This is a genomic window from Microbacterium azadirachtae (assembly GCF_000956545.1).
Taxonomy (GTDB): domain Bacteria; phylum Actinomycetota; class Actinomycetes; order Actinomycetales; family Microbacteriaceae; genus Microbacterium; species Microbacterium azadirachtae.
The window spans coordinates 60,853-73,728 of the sequence record NZ_JYIT01000081.1 but is presented as its reverse complement, the minus strand read 5'-3'; the positions used below and the strand labels follow the sequence as shown (position 1 = coordinate 73,728).

Sequence of the window (12,876 nt, the reverse complement as noted above, 5' to 3'; positions counted from 1 at the left end):
GCGCCGTTCATGTCGATGCGGTCTGATCGGCGTATGGACGCTGCCGACCGCGGTCAGACCCGATCCTCGAGCCTTCCTGCTGCCGTCCGTCGGCCGCCGGGCCGTCCCGGCGACCGGGGTCCGCGGGACGCCGGCGAGTGGCCGGGTGTCCCGTGGGCCGGCGTGCTGGGCGCCACCGGGATCGCGATTGCGGGCACCGCGCTGGCGGTGCGTCTCGCCCTCGGACGTCAGGCGCGCATCGCCCGCCGCCGGATCGGGAAGCCGCTCGGCGAGGACGCGGTCCCCGCGGATCGGGTGTGGCGGCCGCGCCTGGACGGCGACCCCGTGGAGCTGCTGCTCCTCGGCGACTCGCTGGCGGCGGGTCTGGGCGCCCAGCGGCGCAAGGACACCCTGGGCGGACGGCTCGCGAAGGGGCTCGCCCGCCGTCTGCACCGCCCGGTGCGCCTGCGGACCGTGGCGATCGTCGGATCCGAGTCCACGGATCTGGACACTCAGCTGGCCTCCCTCGAGACGGACTATCTGCCCCACGTCGCGGTGATCGTGGTCGGCGGCAACGACGTGACGCACCGGATCCCGGTGTCCCTCTCGGTGCAGCACCTGGAGGACGCGATCGGGTGGCTGCATGCGCTCGGCGCCGGTGTCGTGGTCGGCACGTGTCCCGACCTCGGGGCGCTGCGGCCCGTGCCGCAGCCGCTGCGCGCGATCGCCTCGCGGATGTCGCGGCGGCTGGCTGCGGCGCAGGCGCAGGCGGCGATCGAGCACGGCGCGACGGCGGTGGATCTGCGCCGGGCGGTCGGGACGATGTTCTTCGACGAGCCGGAGGAGATGTTCAGCCTCGACCGGTTCCACCCGAGCGCCCTCGGCTACCGCCGCACCGCCGAGGCGCTGCTGCCCGCGGTCTCCGCGGCAGCCGAGGAGTCTCTGTCGGAGGACGCGCTGGCCGAGGGTTCGGCGGCCGCGACGGATCGCCGAACCTCCGTGACCGCCGAACCGCTCGGCGCGCCGACGCGCTGAGCTCAGCTCTCCGAGCCGCCGAAGGACGCCGCCCACTCCGCGACGCGCGCCGCGCTCTCGGACTCCGAGAGGTCCTCGACGCGCGTCATGATCGACCAGCGCACGCCGAACGGATCCCGGATGCTCGCGTAGCGGTCGCCGGACACGAAGGTGGACGGGGCCTCGCGCACGGTCGCCCCGGCGGCGACCGCGTGCTCGACGACGGCGTCGACATCGGGGACGTAGAGACCCATCGAATAGCAGTCCGCGTCGCCGCCCGGCGCGGCGATCAGCCCGTACTCCGGGTTGGGGTCGCCGAGCTGCAGCACGCCCAGACCGAAGTCGAGGTCGGCGTGCGCGACGACCCCGCCGAACTCCGTGATGTCGACCACGCGGGCGCCGAAGACGTCGCGGTAGAACTCGATCGCACGGCGGGAGTCGGGGATCGCGAGGAACGGGGTGAGGGAGGTGGCCGAGTTGGGGCGGCCGTTCGTGGTGTACCGGCCGGTGACGCCGGTGGTGCCTGTCGTGGGGGTTTCTTCGTTCATGTCTCGAGGCTAGGTCGCGCTCGCGCGGCGGCGCTTGGAGATTCGCGCCACATGTGCGCGGTCGTTCCGGCGGCTGCCCGGATGTCGGCGCCGTCTCCTACGCTCGAGGCATGGTCGAGCCGACGCGGGGTGTGCTCTATCCGGCGCGCCTGCCGCAGTTCCATCGGCTGCCGCCGCCGGCCGATGCTGCGGAGCTCGTGGAGTGGTGCTGGATCCCGGAGTGGGACATCGAGCCTGGTCGCTCCTCCCGGCAGGAGCTCGTCTCGTTCCCGGCGCTCAACGTCGTGGTCGAGGGGAGCGGCACGGTGCTGTCCGGCGCCACGACGCGGGCGAGCTCCCGGGATCTGACCGGGCGCGGGTGGGCCGTCGGCGCGCTGCTGCGGCCGGCCGCCGTCGCGGCGCTGACGGAGACGACGATCGCGCTGCTCGACCGCGTCGAGCCGTTCGACGCGCCGGGTCTGCCGGAGGCGGTCGCCCACGCGATGGCGCCGGGGGAGGGGCATCGCGAGCGGGCCGTCGCGGTGCTGTGCGCCTGGCTGCGCGACCGCGTGGGCGAGGTGACGGCGCCGCAGCGCCACGCGAACGCGATGGCGCGGCTGCTCATGTCGGATCCCTCCGTGCGCACCCCCGAGCAGGCGGCGGCCCGGCTGGCCGTGTCGGTGCGCACCCTGCAGCGGATGGCCCATCGGCACGTCGGGCTCTCGCCGGCTGCCATCATCCGCCGTCGCCGGCTGCAGGAGGCCGCCGAGCGGATCCGCACCGATCCGGACACGGATCTGGCCACCGTCGCGGCTGAGCTCGGCTACGCCGACCAGGCCCACCTGGCGAACGACTTCCGCGCGGTGCTGGGCATCACGGCGTCGTCGTATCGCGCGGGCGCCGATCCCGGGCGATCCTGAGCGCGCGGAGGGCGACCCCGACCGCGACCACGGCGGCGCCGATCAGGACGGAGAGCGGCGGGAGCGTCGCCGCGAGGACGACGCAGCCGATCGCGCCCGCGACCGGGACGAGCCACGGCACGCGCCGACGCGTCTCACGGAGCGCGTTGCGCGAGCGCGCGAACGCGCTGAGGTTCGCGACCAGGTAGTACAGCAGCACGCCGAAGGAGGAGAAGCCGATCGCGCCGCGCAGATCGGACACGGCGACCACCGCCACGACGACGATCCCCGCCGCCAGCTGCGCGCGGCGCGGGACGTGGTGGCGGCGGTCGATCTCGGCCAGGGCCGGGGGAAGATCGCGCTCCCTCGCCATCGCGAGCGAGGTGCGCCCGATCCCCGACAGCAGGGCCAGCAGCGCGCCGGTCGCTGCGGCCGCTGCGGCGACCCGGATCGCGGGCGCTGCGGGGGACCATCCGGCGGCCTCGACGACGCCGACGAGCGGTGCGGTCGTGGTCGTCGCCGCGCCGCCCAGGGTCAGCACGACGGCCGCACCGACGACGATGTACACGATCAGCACGGCCGAGAGCGCGATCCCGATGGCGCGCGGGATCGTGCGCGCCGGATCCCGCACCTCCTCGCCCATGGTCGCGATGCGCGCGTAGCCGGCGAACGCGAAGAAGAGCAGGCCCGCGGCCTGCAGGACGCCGTATGCGGTGCCGTCCGGGAGCGGAACGGGTGAGGAGGACGACAGCGCCGTGCCCGCCGCGGCGAGCACGACGGCGAGGCCCAGCAGCGTCACCGCCACGAGCGCCTGGGTGAGGCGCGCGGTGCGCGTGACGCCGAAGCAGGTGACCGCGGTGAGCAGAGCGACCACGCCGATCGCGACCGGCCTCTGCCACGCGGGCGGTGCGACGTAGGCGGCGACCGTCATGGCCATCGCCGCGCAGCTGGCGAGCTTGCCGATCACGAAGCACCACCCGGCGATGAAGCCCCACCACGGCCCCAGCTCGGCACGACCGTAGGCGTAGGCGCCTCCCGAGACGGGGTGCGCGGCGGCGAGGCGCGCCGAGGAGGTCGCGTTGCAGAACGCCACGATCCCGGCCAGCAGCAGCGCGACGAACACGCCGGATCCGGCGGCTCCGAGCGCCGGGCCCCAGACGGTGAAGACGCCGGCGCCGATCATGGATCCGAGGCCGATCGCGACGGCGTCGGCGAGGGTCAGTCGGCGGGCGAGGGGCATCCCGTCATCGTGGCACGCCCGGGTGAGCGGCGGGTGCCGCGTCCGTCGGAACGGGCAGCGAGAGCACCGCGGGCGTCGCACCGCCGAGGAGGAGCGTCTGCGTGCTGGCCACCAGGCGCGAGTGGTCGCGCACCGGATCCGCCGTGCCCGGATTGCGCAGGTGCAGGGGGTGCGCGCCCCACGACACCTGCACGCGGAGGCGGCTGCCCGGGGCGAAGCGGTGCGCGATCGGTGCGAGCACGACCCGGACCGAGCGCGGCTCGCCGGGCGCGGCCTCCGGGGAGAGCCGCAGATAGCCGTCGGTGACGGTGCGGGAGATCCCCCGCGCGTCCACTTCGCACAGGCGCACGAAGACATCGACCCGGGGATTCGTGGAGGCGAGCGTGAGTCCGATCTCCGCCGAGCCCATGACCAGCAGCGGATCCGGGAGCGGCTCGCCCGTGAACAGCAGCACGTCCTCGCGGCTCTCGCGACGGCGCTGATCGCGGCGCCCGGCGCTGAACGGGTTGAGCGTTCGGCCGCCGGCATCGGGAGTGGGATCGGCGGGGTCGTAGCGCGACGTGAGCGCGCCCTCCGCGTGGGCGGTCCCCGGCGCGACGAGACGGCCGTCCGCGGTCAGCTCCCACGGATGCGGAGTGCTCGGCGGCGGCCAGGCGGCCAGATCCCGCCAGCCGCCGCCCCCGCTGATCTCGACGCGCACCGGGGCGGCCTCGGGCTCGCCCTCGAGGGCCTGCAGCGCCTCCCGCACGCCGATCACCGTGATCTCGGGAGCCCCGTGGATCCAGTCGCCCACGATCAGGCGCGTCCGCACCCCGGCGCCCTGCAGCGCGGCGTGGTCCTGCAGCTGGCCGACGAGGAAGAGGTCCTGCCACCCCGCCATCAGCGTGACAGGCGGCACCGCTGCGGGATCGGAGGCGAAGTGCAGCGGATCCCACCAGGGATCGCCGGGATCGCTGTGCTCGACCCAGTCGCGGAAGAACTGCGGGTCGTCGCCCAGCGCCGCGGGCACGGCCTCGGACGGCGGCACCGTCCGCGCTCCCCGTGCGAGGGCCCCGCGTGCGCGCAGCAGCCTCCACAGACGCGCCGGCAGCCGGCGCTCCTGCACGCCGAGCGCGTACGCCCACGCGAGCGGCGTGTCGATCGAGAAGCCGCGTCCGAGGTAGAGGATCGCCTCGTCGAAGCGCCGCGCCGACACCGCGATGCCCATCGCGTCGGGCCGGAGCGCGCCGTCGCAGTACGCCCACTGCGTCACCCCGAAGTAGCTGCCGCCCCAGGAATGCACGAGACCCGTCGCCCACGGCTGTGCGCGCAGCCACCGCAGCGTCGCCTGCCCGTCGGCGGCCTCGTCGTGCAGAGGCCGGAAGTCGCCGCCGGAGCCGAAGGTGCCCCGGCAGCTCTGCACCACCACATGATGCCCGCGTTCGGCGAGGAAGCGCGCCACGGCGGCGACGCCGTTCCGGTCGTAGGGCGTGCGGATGAGCACCGTGTGCGGGCCCGCGTCCTCGGCCGCCCAGTGGTCGGTGAGCAGCGCGACGCCGTCGTCCGCGGGCACCGCGATGCCGGAGGTCCGGCGCACGCCCCTGTGGGTCTGCGGCGGCATGCCGGGAGCGGAGCGCAGCCGGCGGTATTCGGCGCGCGCCGTCCAGGGGAGCCGATCGTCCCTGCTCATCGCACGGCCTTGACCCGGGTGACGGCGAAGGCCGCGAACAGCGCCATCACGACCGCACCCGCGTAGAGCGCCACGAAGTTCTCCCCCGTGGGCGAGCCGATGCGCGTCACGAAGAAGGCGAACACCGGCACCAGGATGCCCGGGAGCAGGTAGGCGAGCGCCACGATGCCGAGGTCCTTGCCGGCGTCCTCGGTCGAGGGCAGGCACTCGGTCATGAGCGCGACGTCGGCGGCGATGTAGGCGCCCTGCCCGGCGCCGACGATGCCGATCCCGATCAGGAAGAAGGTGATGTCGCCGACCGCGACGGCGACGACGAGTCCGACCGCGCTCGTGAGCGCTCCGATCACCACGGTCGGCTTGCGCCGCCCGGTGCGGTCGGAGATGACGCCGAAGACGAACGCCAGCACGAGGTTCATGATCGTGAACGCCGCGGTGGCCTGGGTCTGGATGCCGGCGATCCGCGCCGGGTCATCGATGCCGAAGCGGCTGGAGATCGTGAGGTAGAGGTAGCTCGTCACGGACACGATCGAGGCGGTCATGAAGAAGCGGCAGATCCAGGCCCACGCGAAGTCGGGGTAGCGGCGCGGACTCAGCCAGAACGTCTCGAGCACCCCGCGCCAGTCGAGCGGAGGAGCGGGGACCGTGCGGTGCAGGTCGCGCAGGGCGAAGAAGAGCGTGAGTGCGAGCACGACGGCGATTCCGCCCGGGATGAGGAACATTCCGACCTGTCCCGTGCCCGCGACCGCGCCGGCCAGCGCGACGCCGCCGAAGATGCCGATGGTCGACGCGGCGCCTGTGACGGCGGACATGATCGCGCGGATGCGGCGGCGGATCTGATCCGCGAAGAGGGTGTGGATCGTCATCGACACCGCTCCCCATCCGATCAGCACGAGCACGACGCCCGCTCCGAGTACGAGGAGGGAGGGGGCGAACGCCTGCAGGAGATAGCCGATCGCGGCGATGAGCACGCCCGCCGCGATCCACGGGCGGCGGATGCCGAGACGCGAGAGCGACCGGTCGCTGAGACGCCCGAAGATCGGCGTGGTGACGAGGATCGCCGCGCCGCCCGCCGTGAGCACGATGCTGAGGTTGCCCGTCGCCTGGTCGGGATCCCACTCCTTGAGGAGCTGCGGCACGGCGACGCCCGCCACGCCCTGGGCGATGCCGGTCGCGAGCCAGGTGAGGACGAACGCGATCCAGAACCACCGGGTCTGGCGCTCGCCGGGCACGCCGTCGTCGCCGGGTGCGGACGGCAGGGGGATCACGGGATCTGCGGCATGGGTGGACATCATCGTCTCCCTCTCGGGTCGGTGGCTGGGTGCGGGTGCGGGGGTCCGGATGCGTAGGCGGCGGCGAGCTCGCCGACGAACACGTCGCGCCAGTCGCGGGCGCCCTGCCAGGCGGTGAGTCCCGGGGAGCCGTGCACGTGACCCGCGCCGATGCGGAGGATCACGGGCACGTCCGCGTCCTGCAGGGCGCGGGCGTAGGCGACGGCGCCGTCGCGCAGCGGATCGAACTCGGCGGCGAGGATGAGCGCCGGAGCGAGGCCTCGATGATCGGCGGCGTCGAGCGGTGAGCACTCCGCGAGCGGGGCGCCCGCGCGGTAGAGGCCGGCGAGCAGTTCGGCGCCGTCCATGCCGGAGGTGCGGCGTCGCTGCTCGGACAGGCCGTCGAGAGGGCGCAGGGTGGCGGGCAGCACCTCGAGCGCCTGATGGTGCAGCAGGCGGCCGGCATCCCTCTCCCGGAGGGCGGCGGAGGCCGCGATCGTGGCTCCGGCGGAGTTGCCTCCGATGCCGAGGCGGTCCGGGTCGATGCCCAGCTCGCCCGCCCGCGCGCGCAGGTCGGCGAGGGCCGCGACGGCGTCGTCGACGGGGGCGGGGAAGGGGTGCTCCGGCGCGAGGCGGTACTCGAGCGACACGATCTGCACCGCGGAGCGCAGGGCGCGGTCCGCCGTGGTGCTCTCGTTGAGGACCTCGTCGATCGTGCCCGCGATCCAGCCTCCGCCGTGCAGCCACAGCATGGTCGGGAGAGGGCCGGACGAGCCCGCAGGGCGGAACCGCCGGGCGCGGAGAGATCCGGCGGCGCCGGTGAGCCGCAGCTCCTCGGCCTCCACGCCCGGGGGAGTCGGATCCGTGAACTCGACGGCCAGCCGATCGCTCAGGATCCTGGCCGCCCGACGATGCGCGGCGGGATCGGGCGAGTCGTAGTCCGGCAGATCGACGACGATCTCCCCGATCCGGCGGAGCCAGGCCCGCACCGGCGCGTCGAGTGCGAGCGTGTCGGCGGTGCTCATGAGTCCGCCCGCAGCCGGCGCAGCTCGGTCACGATCAGGCGGTGGGCGACGTCGGCGGCCGTGACGAAGCCGGTCGCACCGAGGGACCCGTGCGTCTGACCGATGAACCGCACGGCCGTGACATCGACTCCGGCGTCGGAGAGCGCCCTGGCGTACGCCTCGCCGTCGCCGCGGAGGGGATCCAGCTCGGAGGTGATGATGAGCGCCGGAGGGAGGCCGGCGTGGGAGTCGGCGAGCAGCGGCGAGGCGTACGGGTTTCGGGCCGCCTTCGTGTCGTCGCCGACGTACTGCCGCACCAGCATCCGGCCGGCCTTGCGCACGATGACGCCGGGCATCCTCGCGCTGACGCCGCGCGCGTCGGCGTGCCCGATGGTGAGGTCGAGCGCCGGGTTCTCCAGCAGCTGCAGGGCGATCGGATGCGCGGCGCGGTCGCGGTTCATGAGCGTCACCGCCGCGGCCAGGTCGCCCCCGGAGGACGCGCCGCCCACGGCGAGCCGGTCGCGGGATCCGCCCAGCTCCTCCGCGCGGGCATGCGTCCATTCCCAGGCGCTCCAGCACTGCTCCGGCTGGGTGGGGAAGCGCTGCTCGGGCGCGTGTGCGTAGTCCGCGGCGACGATGATGATCCCGGCGTCCCGCGCGCGCTCGCGGAACCGCGCATCCCACGAGACCCAGTCGATGCCGGCGATCGTGAAGCCTCCGCCGTAGAAGTACACGAGGATCGGGAGTCCCGCGTCCCGCGGGGCCGGTTCGGGGCCGGGCCAGTAGACGCGCACCCGCACGTCCGGATGGCCGGCGACGGGCACGGTGTGCTCGGCGGTGGCGGTGTGAAGGGGCGAGACTCCCAGGGCCGCGCTGACCGCGGTGTCGTTCTCGCCGGCGACGCGGCGCCGCCCCGCAGGATCCTTCGGCTCGGGCGCGAGAAGGGCGGCGGTCTGCGCCTCATGCGCCGCGACGGCGCGGTCGAGCATCGGGCGGCGGTAGCGGGAGCCTCTCGGCATCGGTCATCTCCTTCGACGGGCTGCGGACTAGTCTGGGCAATCGAAGAACTTCGATGAAGAGGGGATCCGAGCGATGCGCGCACGTCCAGGAAGGGTCACGATCTACGACGTCGCCGCGCGTGCCGGGGTGAGCATCTCGACGGTCTCGCTGGCGGTGAGCGCGCCGCACCGGGTGCGCCCGGAGACGCGCGAGCGGATCGTCGCGGCCGCCACCGCTCTCGGCTACCGGATGACGCAGGGGCGCCGTATCGGCGCATCCCGGATCGCGGTCGCCGCCCCCTTCACGAGCTACCCCTCCTACCTGCGCCGGCTCTCGGGGATGCTGCGGCGGGCGCGCGACGTCGCGGTGGACATCATCCCCTACGACCTGGATTCGGCGGCCGCGGCCGACGAGCCGCTGCTGGACGTGCTGCCGGCGCGCACCGACGCGTCGGGGCTCATCGTCATGGGCGTGCCTCTCGGAGGCGCCGCCCGTCGCGCGAGCAGGGCGGCGAGGATCCCTGTCGTCTACGTGGACGTCGTGCCGGCGAAGGGCGCCGTCGGCGGCCCCGTCGTCCTGGTCGACGATCGGGACGGAGGCGAGCAGATCGGCCGCCACCTCGTCGAGCTCGGGCACCGCACGGCGCTGTTCGTGCACGAGCCGCAGCGCTCGCCGGCCTATGTGTCAGCCGGGATGCTGCGCATCGAGGGGCTGCAGCGGCACGTCTCGGTGGTGCCGACGGCGGTGGACGGGCCGGCCGAGATCGACCAGCGGGTGCTGCAGGCCGCGCGCGATGCCGGGGCCACCGCCGTCGTCGCGAATCACGACCGGTTCGCGGCCGCCGTCCTCGAGCTGCAGCGCTCCCGACCGGAGAGCGAGAGACTGCCCGTGATCGGCTACGACGACGGCGAGCTGGCCGAGGGGCTCGGCCTGACCACCGTGCGGCAGCCGTTCGAGGAGAGCGGTCGCACGGCGCTGGAGCTCGCGCTCGGCCTGGTCGCGGGCACGTCGGGCTCACGGGACACTGTGCGCCTCGCGCCGACGTTGGTCGAGCGGGCCTCGAGCCTGCGCGGGGTCACACCCGGGCGGCGGTGACCCGCTTCTTCTCCCGGACGTAGACCTCGCGGCGCACGCGCGCCACGACGTCGCCCGAGCGATCGGTGATCTCGGTCTCGAACCACTCGAGCACCTTCGCGCCGCCTTCGGCACGGGCGCGGATGTCGTCGACCCGGTGCGTCGGCACGTCGAACTGCGCGGTGAGCACGCCGCGGCCGGGCTTGAGGAACTCGATCTCGCCGCGGGTGTCCCACACGACGTAGTCGCGGCCGAGCTGGTGCATGACGAGCATGAAGAAGTACGGATCCGTCATGGCCTGCATGGATCCGCCGAAGGCGGTCTTCACGTAGTTGCGGGTGAAGACGTTCACGTGCAGCTCGACGGTGGCGTGCGTCCAGTCGGCGCTGAACCGGCGGACGCGGATGCCGCTGAAGAGGTTGGGGATCCACAGACTCATGCCGACGGCGAGGCGGCGGGGAGTGATGCGCATGCGCCCAGTGTCGCCGCTGTCGCGCCCGGATCGGCAATCGACGGGATCCCTTCCACAATTGCTCCCGCCGATGCGGGAATCGACGGGATCCCTTCCACAATTGATCTAGTTGTCCTAGAATAATCGTGCAGGTGAATCACGACGGGAGGTGCGCGATGCTGATCCGGATCGACACCGACAGCGCACGTCCGCTGTTCGAGCAGATCGCGGCCTCGGTGCGCGCGGAGGTGCTGGCGGGACGTCTGCGCCCCGGAGACCGGCTGCCCGCCGCGCGCGAGCTGGCCTCGGCGATCGACGTGAACGTGCACACCGTGCTGCGGGCCTATCAGGACCTGCGCGACGAGGGGCTGGTGGATCTGCGCCGGGGCAGGGGGGCCGTGCTCGCGGCTGCGGCCGCCCCGCTCGCGGAGATCGGAGAGGACATCGCGGTCCTCGTCCGCCGCGGCGCCGCCCTCGGCGTCACACCGGCGACGCTCGCCGCCCTGATCGCCGCGCACGAGTCCGCGACAGGGGATCGACGAGGTCCCGGGGCTGTCGACGGCCCGGATGCCGGGCAGGAAAGGTGACATCATGAACGACCGCACGGATTCCACGGCGCAGCACGTGACGGCCATCCCGCCGCAGGAGCTGCGTCGCGCCCGGCTGATCGCGCTGATCGTCGGGGTGGCGGTGCCGCTCGTCCTCTCCGCAGTGGTGCTCGGGCTCGTCCTGTCGTGGCTGCCCGAACTGCCGTCTCCCGCGGTCACGCACTGGGGGCCGTCCGGTGCCGACGGCTTCGGGCCTCCCGAGACGTTCGCGTGGATGGCGGTCCTGCTCGGCTTCGTGCTGCCCGCGGTGATGACGGTCGGCACGCTGCTGGGCGTGCGCGACCACTGGGGCGGCGCCGCGCGGCTCCTCGCGGCGATGGCTCTCGGGATCTCGGGGCTCAGCGCCGTCGTGGCCCTCAGCGGGGTGAGCCTGCAGCGAGGCGTCGCCGACGCCTCTCACGTCTCCGACATCGGCGGGCAGATGGTCGCCGCTTTCGCCGTGTTCGTCGCCCTGATCGGCCTCGGCTGGTTGGTGCAGCCGCACGTCCGGCCCGCGCCGGCCGCGCCCCTGCAGCCGGTGCACGTCGACGCCATCGGGCGGGGCCAGCGGGTGGTGTGGCTGGCGACGGCGAGCATGTCCCGCGCCGCCGTGATCCTCGTCTCGCTGCTCATCGTGGTCATCGTCGGCGTCACCGCCGTGATGGCGATCCGGTTCACCGATCGGATGTGGATCCCGGCGCTGACGCTGCTGCTGGTCGGCGTGGCCTTCGCGAGCTCCGCGTCCTTCCGGGTGCGCGTGGGGCCGGACGGGCTCCTGGTGCGCTCGATGATCGGGTTTCCGCGCGTGCACGTGCCGCTCGCCGACGTCGTCTCGGTGCGCGCGGTCGAGTGCAACCCGTTCGGCGAGTTCGGCGGCTTCGGCTGGCGGCTCGGCCTCGACGGGCGCACCGGCATCGTGCTGCGCAAGGGGCCTGCGATCGAGGTCGAGCGCCGCGACAGGCGTCCGCTCGTGGTCACGGTCGACGGCGCGGCCGTCGGCGCGGCGGTCCTGCAGGCCTATCTGGACAGCGCGCAGGCGCCGGCCGATCCCGAGGGAGGCGCCGCATGACCGAGAACAGGAACCCGGATGCCGGCACGGCCGCTCCGGCGGCGGAAGCACCGCGGATCGGCGCGGGCGCGGTCCTCACCTACCTGGTGCTGGCCTTCGGCCTCGCCTGGCTGGTGGTGCTGCCCCTGTGGCTCGGCGCCGGGCTGCGCGAGCCGTACGCCGTGCCGCTGATGTCGGTGATGATGTACACCCCGGCGATCGCCGTGCTCCTGGTGCTCGTCGTGCTGCGGCCGATCCCGCGCGGCGCACGGCTGCGGTTCCTCGGACTGTGGCCGCTGCGCCCGGTGCGGCGCGTGGTGGGGATGTCGGTGATCGGACTGCTGGTGCCGCCGCTGCTGGTGCTGGCCTCGACGGCGGTGGCGGTCCTGTGGGGGTGGCTGAGGGTGGATCTCGTCGGCTTCTCCGGATTCGCCGAGCTGCTCGCGGCGAAGGTGCCCGCGGGCACGCCGCTGCCGCCGGCCGGCGTGCTCATCGCCGCGCAGGCGGCGAGCATCCCCGTCGCCGGCGCGACGGTCAACGCCGTCGCCGCCTTCGGGGAGGAGCTCGGCTGGCGAGGATTCCTCGTCCCCGCCCTGCGCCGCTGGGGCACCTGGCCCGCCCTGCTCGTCAGCGGTGCGATCTGGGGGCTGTGGCACGCGCCGATCATCCTGCTGGGCTACAACTTCGGCCGCGCCGACCTGGGCGGAGTGCTGCTGATGACCGGTGGCTGCGTCGTGCTGGGGGTGCTCTTCGGCTGGCTGCGGCTGCGCTCCGCGTCGATCTGGCCCGCGGTGTTCGCGCACGGCGCCTTCAACGCCTCGGCGGCGATGTACCTCTGGTTCTACGCGGCGGGATCGGATCCGGATCCGGCCCTCGTCCTTCCTCTCGGCGTGGCCGGCTGGATCGTCGGCGCGGTCGTGATCGTCGTGCTGATCGCCACCGGCCAGTTCCGCCGGCAGCCGGCGCTCGCCGCGGACCGTCCGCGCACGCTGCCGTCGACCCTGCCGCCGGTCGGAGCAGATCCCTCCGCGCCGGCTCCTCCGACCCGGGGCGGATCCGGGGAGCCGTCGACGCCGACGGGCACTTGATCCCGGCGTCCGAAGCCGTGAAGCTGGGC

Annotated in this window: 13 protein-coding genes; 6 read left to right on the top strand and 7 right to left on the bottom strand. The window is 73.8% G+C overall.

Going from position 1 to position 12,876, the window contains the following annotated elements:
* The first annotated feature begins 33 nt into the window (after nucleotides 1-33).
* Nucleotides 34-1,014, top strand: coding sequence for an SGNH/GDSL hydrolase family protein (locus tag RL72_RS12580; protein WP_082072370.1), 981 nt, complete (start codon nucleotides 34-36; stop codon nucleotides 1,012-1,014).
* Nucleotides 1,015-1,016: 2 nt separating this feature from the next.
* On the opposite strand, the gene RL72_RS12575 is transcribed toward RL72_RS12580, so the two are convergent.
* Nucleotides 1,017-1,541 carry a VOC family protein gene (locus RL72_RS12575; protein ID WP_045251189.1) on the bottom strand — a complete coding sequence of 175 codons (525 nt, stop codon included), beginning with the start codon at nucleotides 1,539-1,541 and terminating at the stop codon, nucleotides 1,017-1,019.
* 110 nt (nucleotides 1,542-1,651) lie between these two features.
* Here RL72_RS12575 and RL72_RS12570 point away from each other — a divergent pair, with 110 nt between their 5' ends.
* Entirely contained in the window at nucleotides 1,652-2,440 is a 789-nt protein-coding gene (locus RL72_RS12570; RefSeq protein WP_045251188.1) for a helix-turn-helix domain-containing protein, read from the top strand.
* Here the strand turns inward: RL72_RS12570 and RL72_RS12565 are convergent.
* Genes RL72_RS12565 through RL72_RS12545 form a run of 5 tightly spaced genes read right to left on the bottom strand, consistent with a single transcriptional unit; the run spans nucleotide 2,394 to nucleotide 8,619 of the window.
* Nucleotides 2,394-3,659: an APC family permease gene (locus RL72_RS12565; protein WP_045251187.1), complete on the bottom strand. Its 1,266-nt coding sequence runs from the start codon at nucleotides 3,657-3,659 to the stop codon at nucleotides 2,394-2,396. The genes RL72_RS12570 and RL72_RS12565 overlap by 47 nt on opposite strands.
* Before the next feature lie 4 nt (nucleotides 3,660-3,663).
* Nucleotides 3,664-5,328 carry a CocE/NonD family hydrolase gene (locus RL72_RS12560; RefSeq protein WP_052674389.1) on the bottom strand — a complete coding sequence of 555 codons (1,665 nt, stop codon included), beginning with the start codon at nucleotides 5,326-5,328 and terminating at the stop codon, nucleotides 3,664-3,666.
* A complete protein-coding gene (locus tag RL72_RS12555) occupies nucleotides 5,325-6,617 on the bottom strand; it encodes an MFS transporter (RefSeq protein ID WP_045251186.1) in 1,293 nt (430 codons plus the stop codon). The genes RL72_RS12560 and RL72_RS12555 overlap by 4 nt, the downstream gene beginning before the upstream one ends.
* Complete coding sequence (locus RL72_RS12550) at nucleotides 6,617-7,621, bottom strand: alpha/beta hydrolase fold domain-containing protein (protein ID WP_052674388.1); 1,005 nt, start codon at nucleotides 7,619-7,621, stop codon at nucleotides 6,617-6,619. Before RL72_RS12550 ends, RL72_RS12555 begins: the two co-directional genes overlap by 1 nt.
* Entirely contained in the window at nucleotides 7,618-8,619 is a 1,002-nt protein-coding gene (locus RL72_RS12545) for an alpha/beta hydrolase (protein ID WP_045251185.1), read from the bottom strand. Before RL72_RS12545 ends, RL72_RS12550 begins: the two co-directional genes overlap by 4 nt.
* 73 nt (nucleotides 8,620-8,692) lie before the next feature.
* Here RL72_RS12545 and RL72_RS12540 point away from each other — a divergent pair, with 73 nt between their 5' ends.
* Nucleotides 8,693-9,694 carry a LacI family DNA-binding transcriptional regulator gene (locus tag RL72_RS12540; RefSeq protein WP_045251184.1) on the top strand — a complete coding sequence of 334 codons (1,002 nt, stop codon included), beginning with the start codon at nucleotides 8,693-8,695 and terminating at the stop codon, nucleotides 9,692-9,694.
* Here RL72_RS12540 and RL72_RS12535 read toward each other — a convergent pair.
* Nucleotides 9,675-10,145 carry a DUF4442 domain-containing protein gene (locus RL72_RS12535; RefSeq protein WP_045251183.1) on the bottom strand — a complete coding sequence of 157 codons (471 nt, stop codon included), beginning with the start codon at nucleotides 10,143-10,145 and terminating at the stop codon, nucleotides 9,675-9,677. The genes RL72_RS12540 and RL72_RS12535 overlap by 20 nt on opposite strands.
* 155 nt (nucleotides 10,146-10,300) lie before the next feature.
* Between RL72_RS12535 and RL72_RS12530 the strand changes: the two genes are divergently transcribed.
* Genes RL72_RS12530 through RL72_RS12520 form a run of 3 tightly spaced genes read left to right on the top strand, consistent with a single transcriptional unit; the run spans nucleotide 10,301 to nucleotide 12,847 of the window.
* On the top strand, nucleotides 10,301-10,711 hold the full coding sequence (locus RL72_RS12530; protein WP_045251182.1) for a GntR family transcriptional regulator: 411 nt from the start codon (nucleotides 10,301-10,303) through the stop codon (nucleotides 10,709-10,711).
* Between the two features lie 4 nt (nucleotides 10,712-10,715).
* On the top strand, nucleotides 10,716-11,780 hold the full coding sequence (locus RL72_RS12525; RefSeq protein ID WP_045251181.1) for a DUF1648 domain-containing protein: 1,065 nt from the start codon (nucleotides 10,716-10,718) through the stop codon (nucleotides 11,778-11,780).
* Nucleotides 11,777-12,847 carry a CPBP family intramembrane glutamic endopeptidase gene (locus tag RL72_RS12520; protein WP_082072369.1) on the top strand — a complete coding sequence of 357 codons (1,071 nt, stop codon included), beginning with the start codon at nucleotides 11,777-11,779 and terminating at the stop codon, nucleotides 12,845-12,847. The genes RL72_RS12525 and RL72_RS12520 overlap by 4 nt, the downstream gene beginning before the upstream one ends.
* The last annotated feature ends 29 nt before the right edge of the window (nucleotides 12,848-12,876 follow it).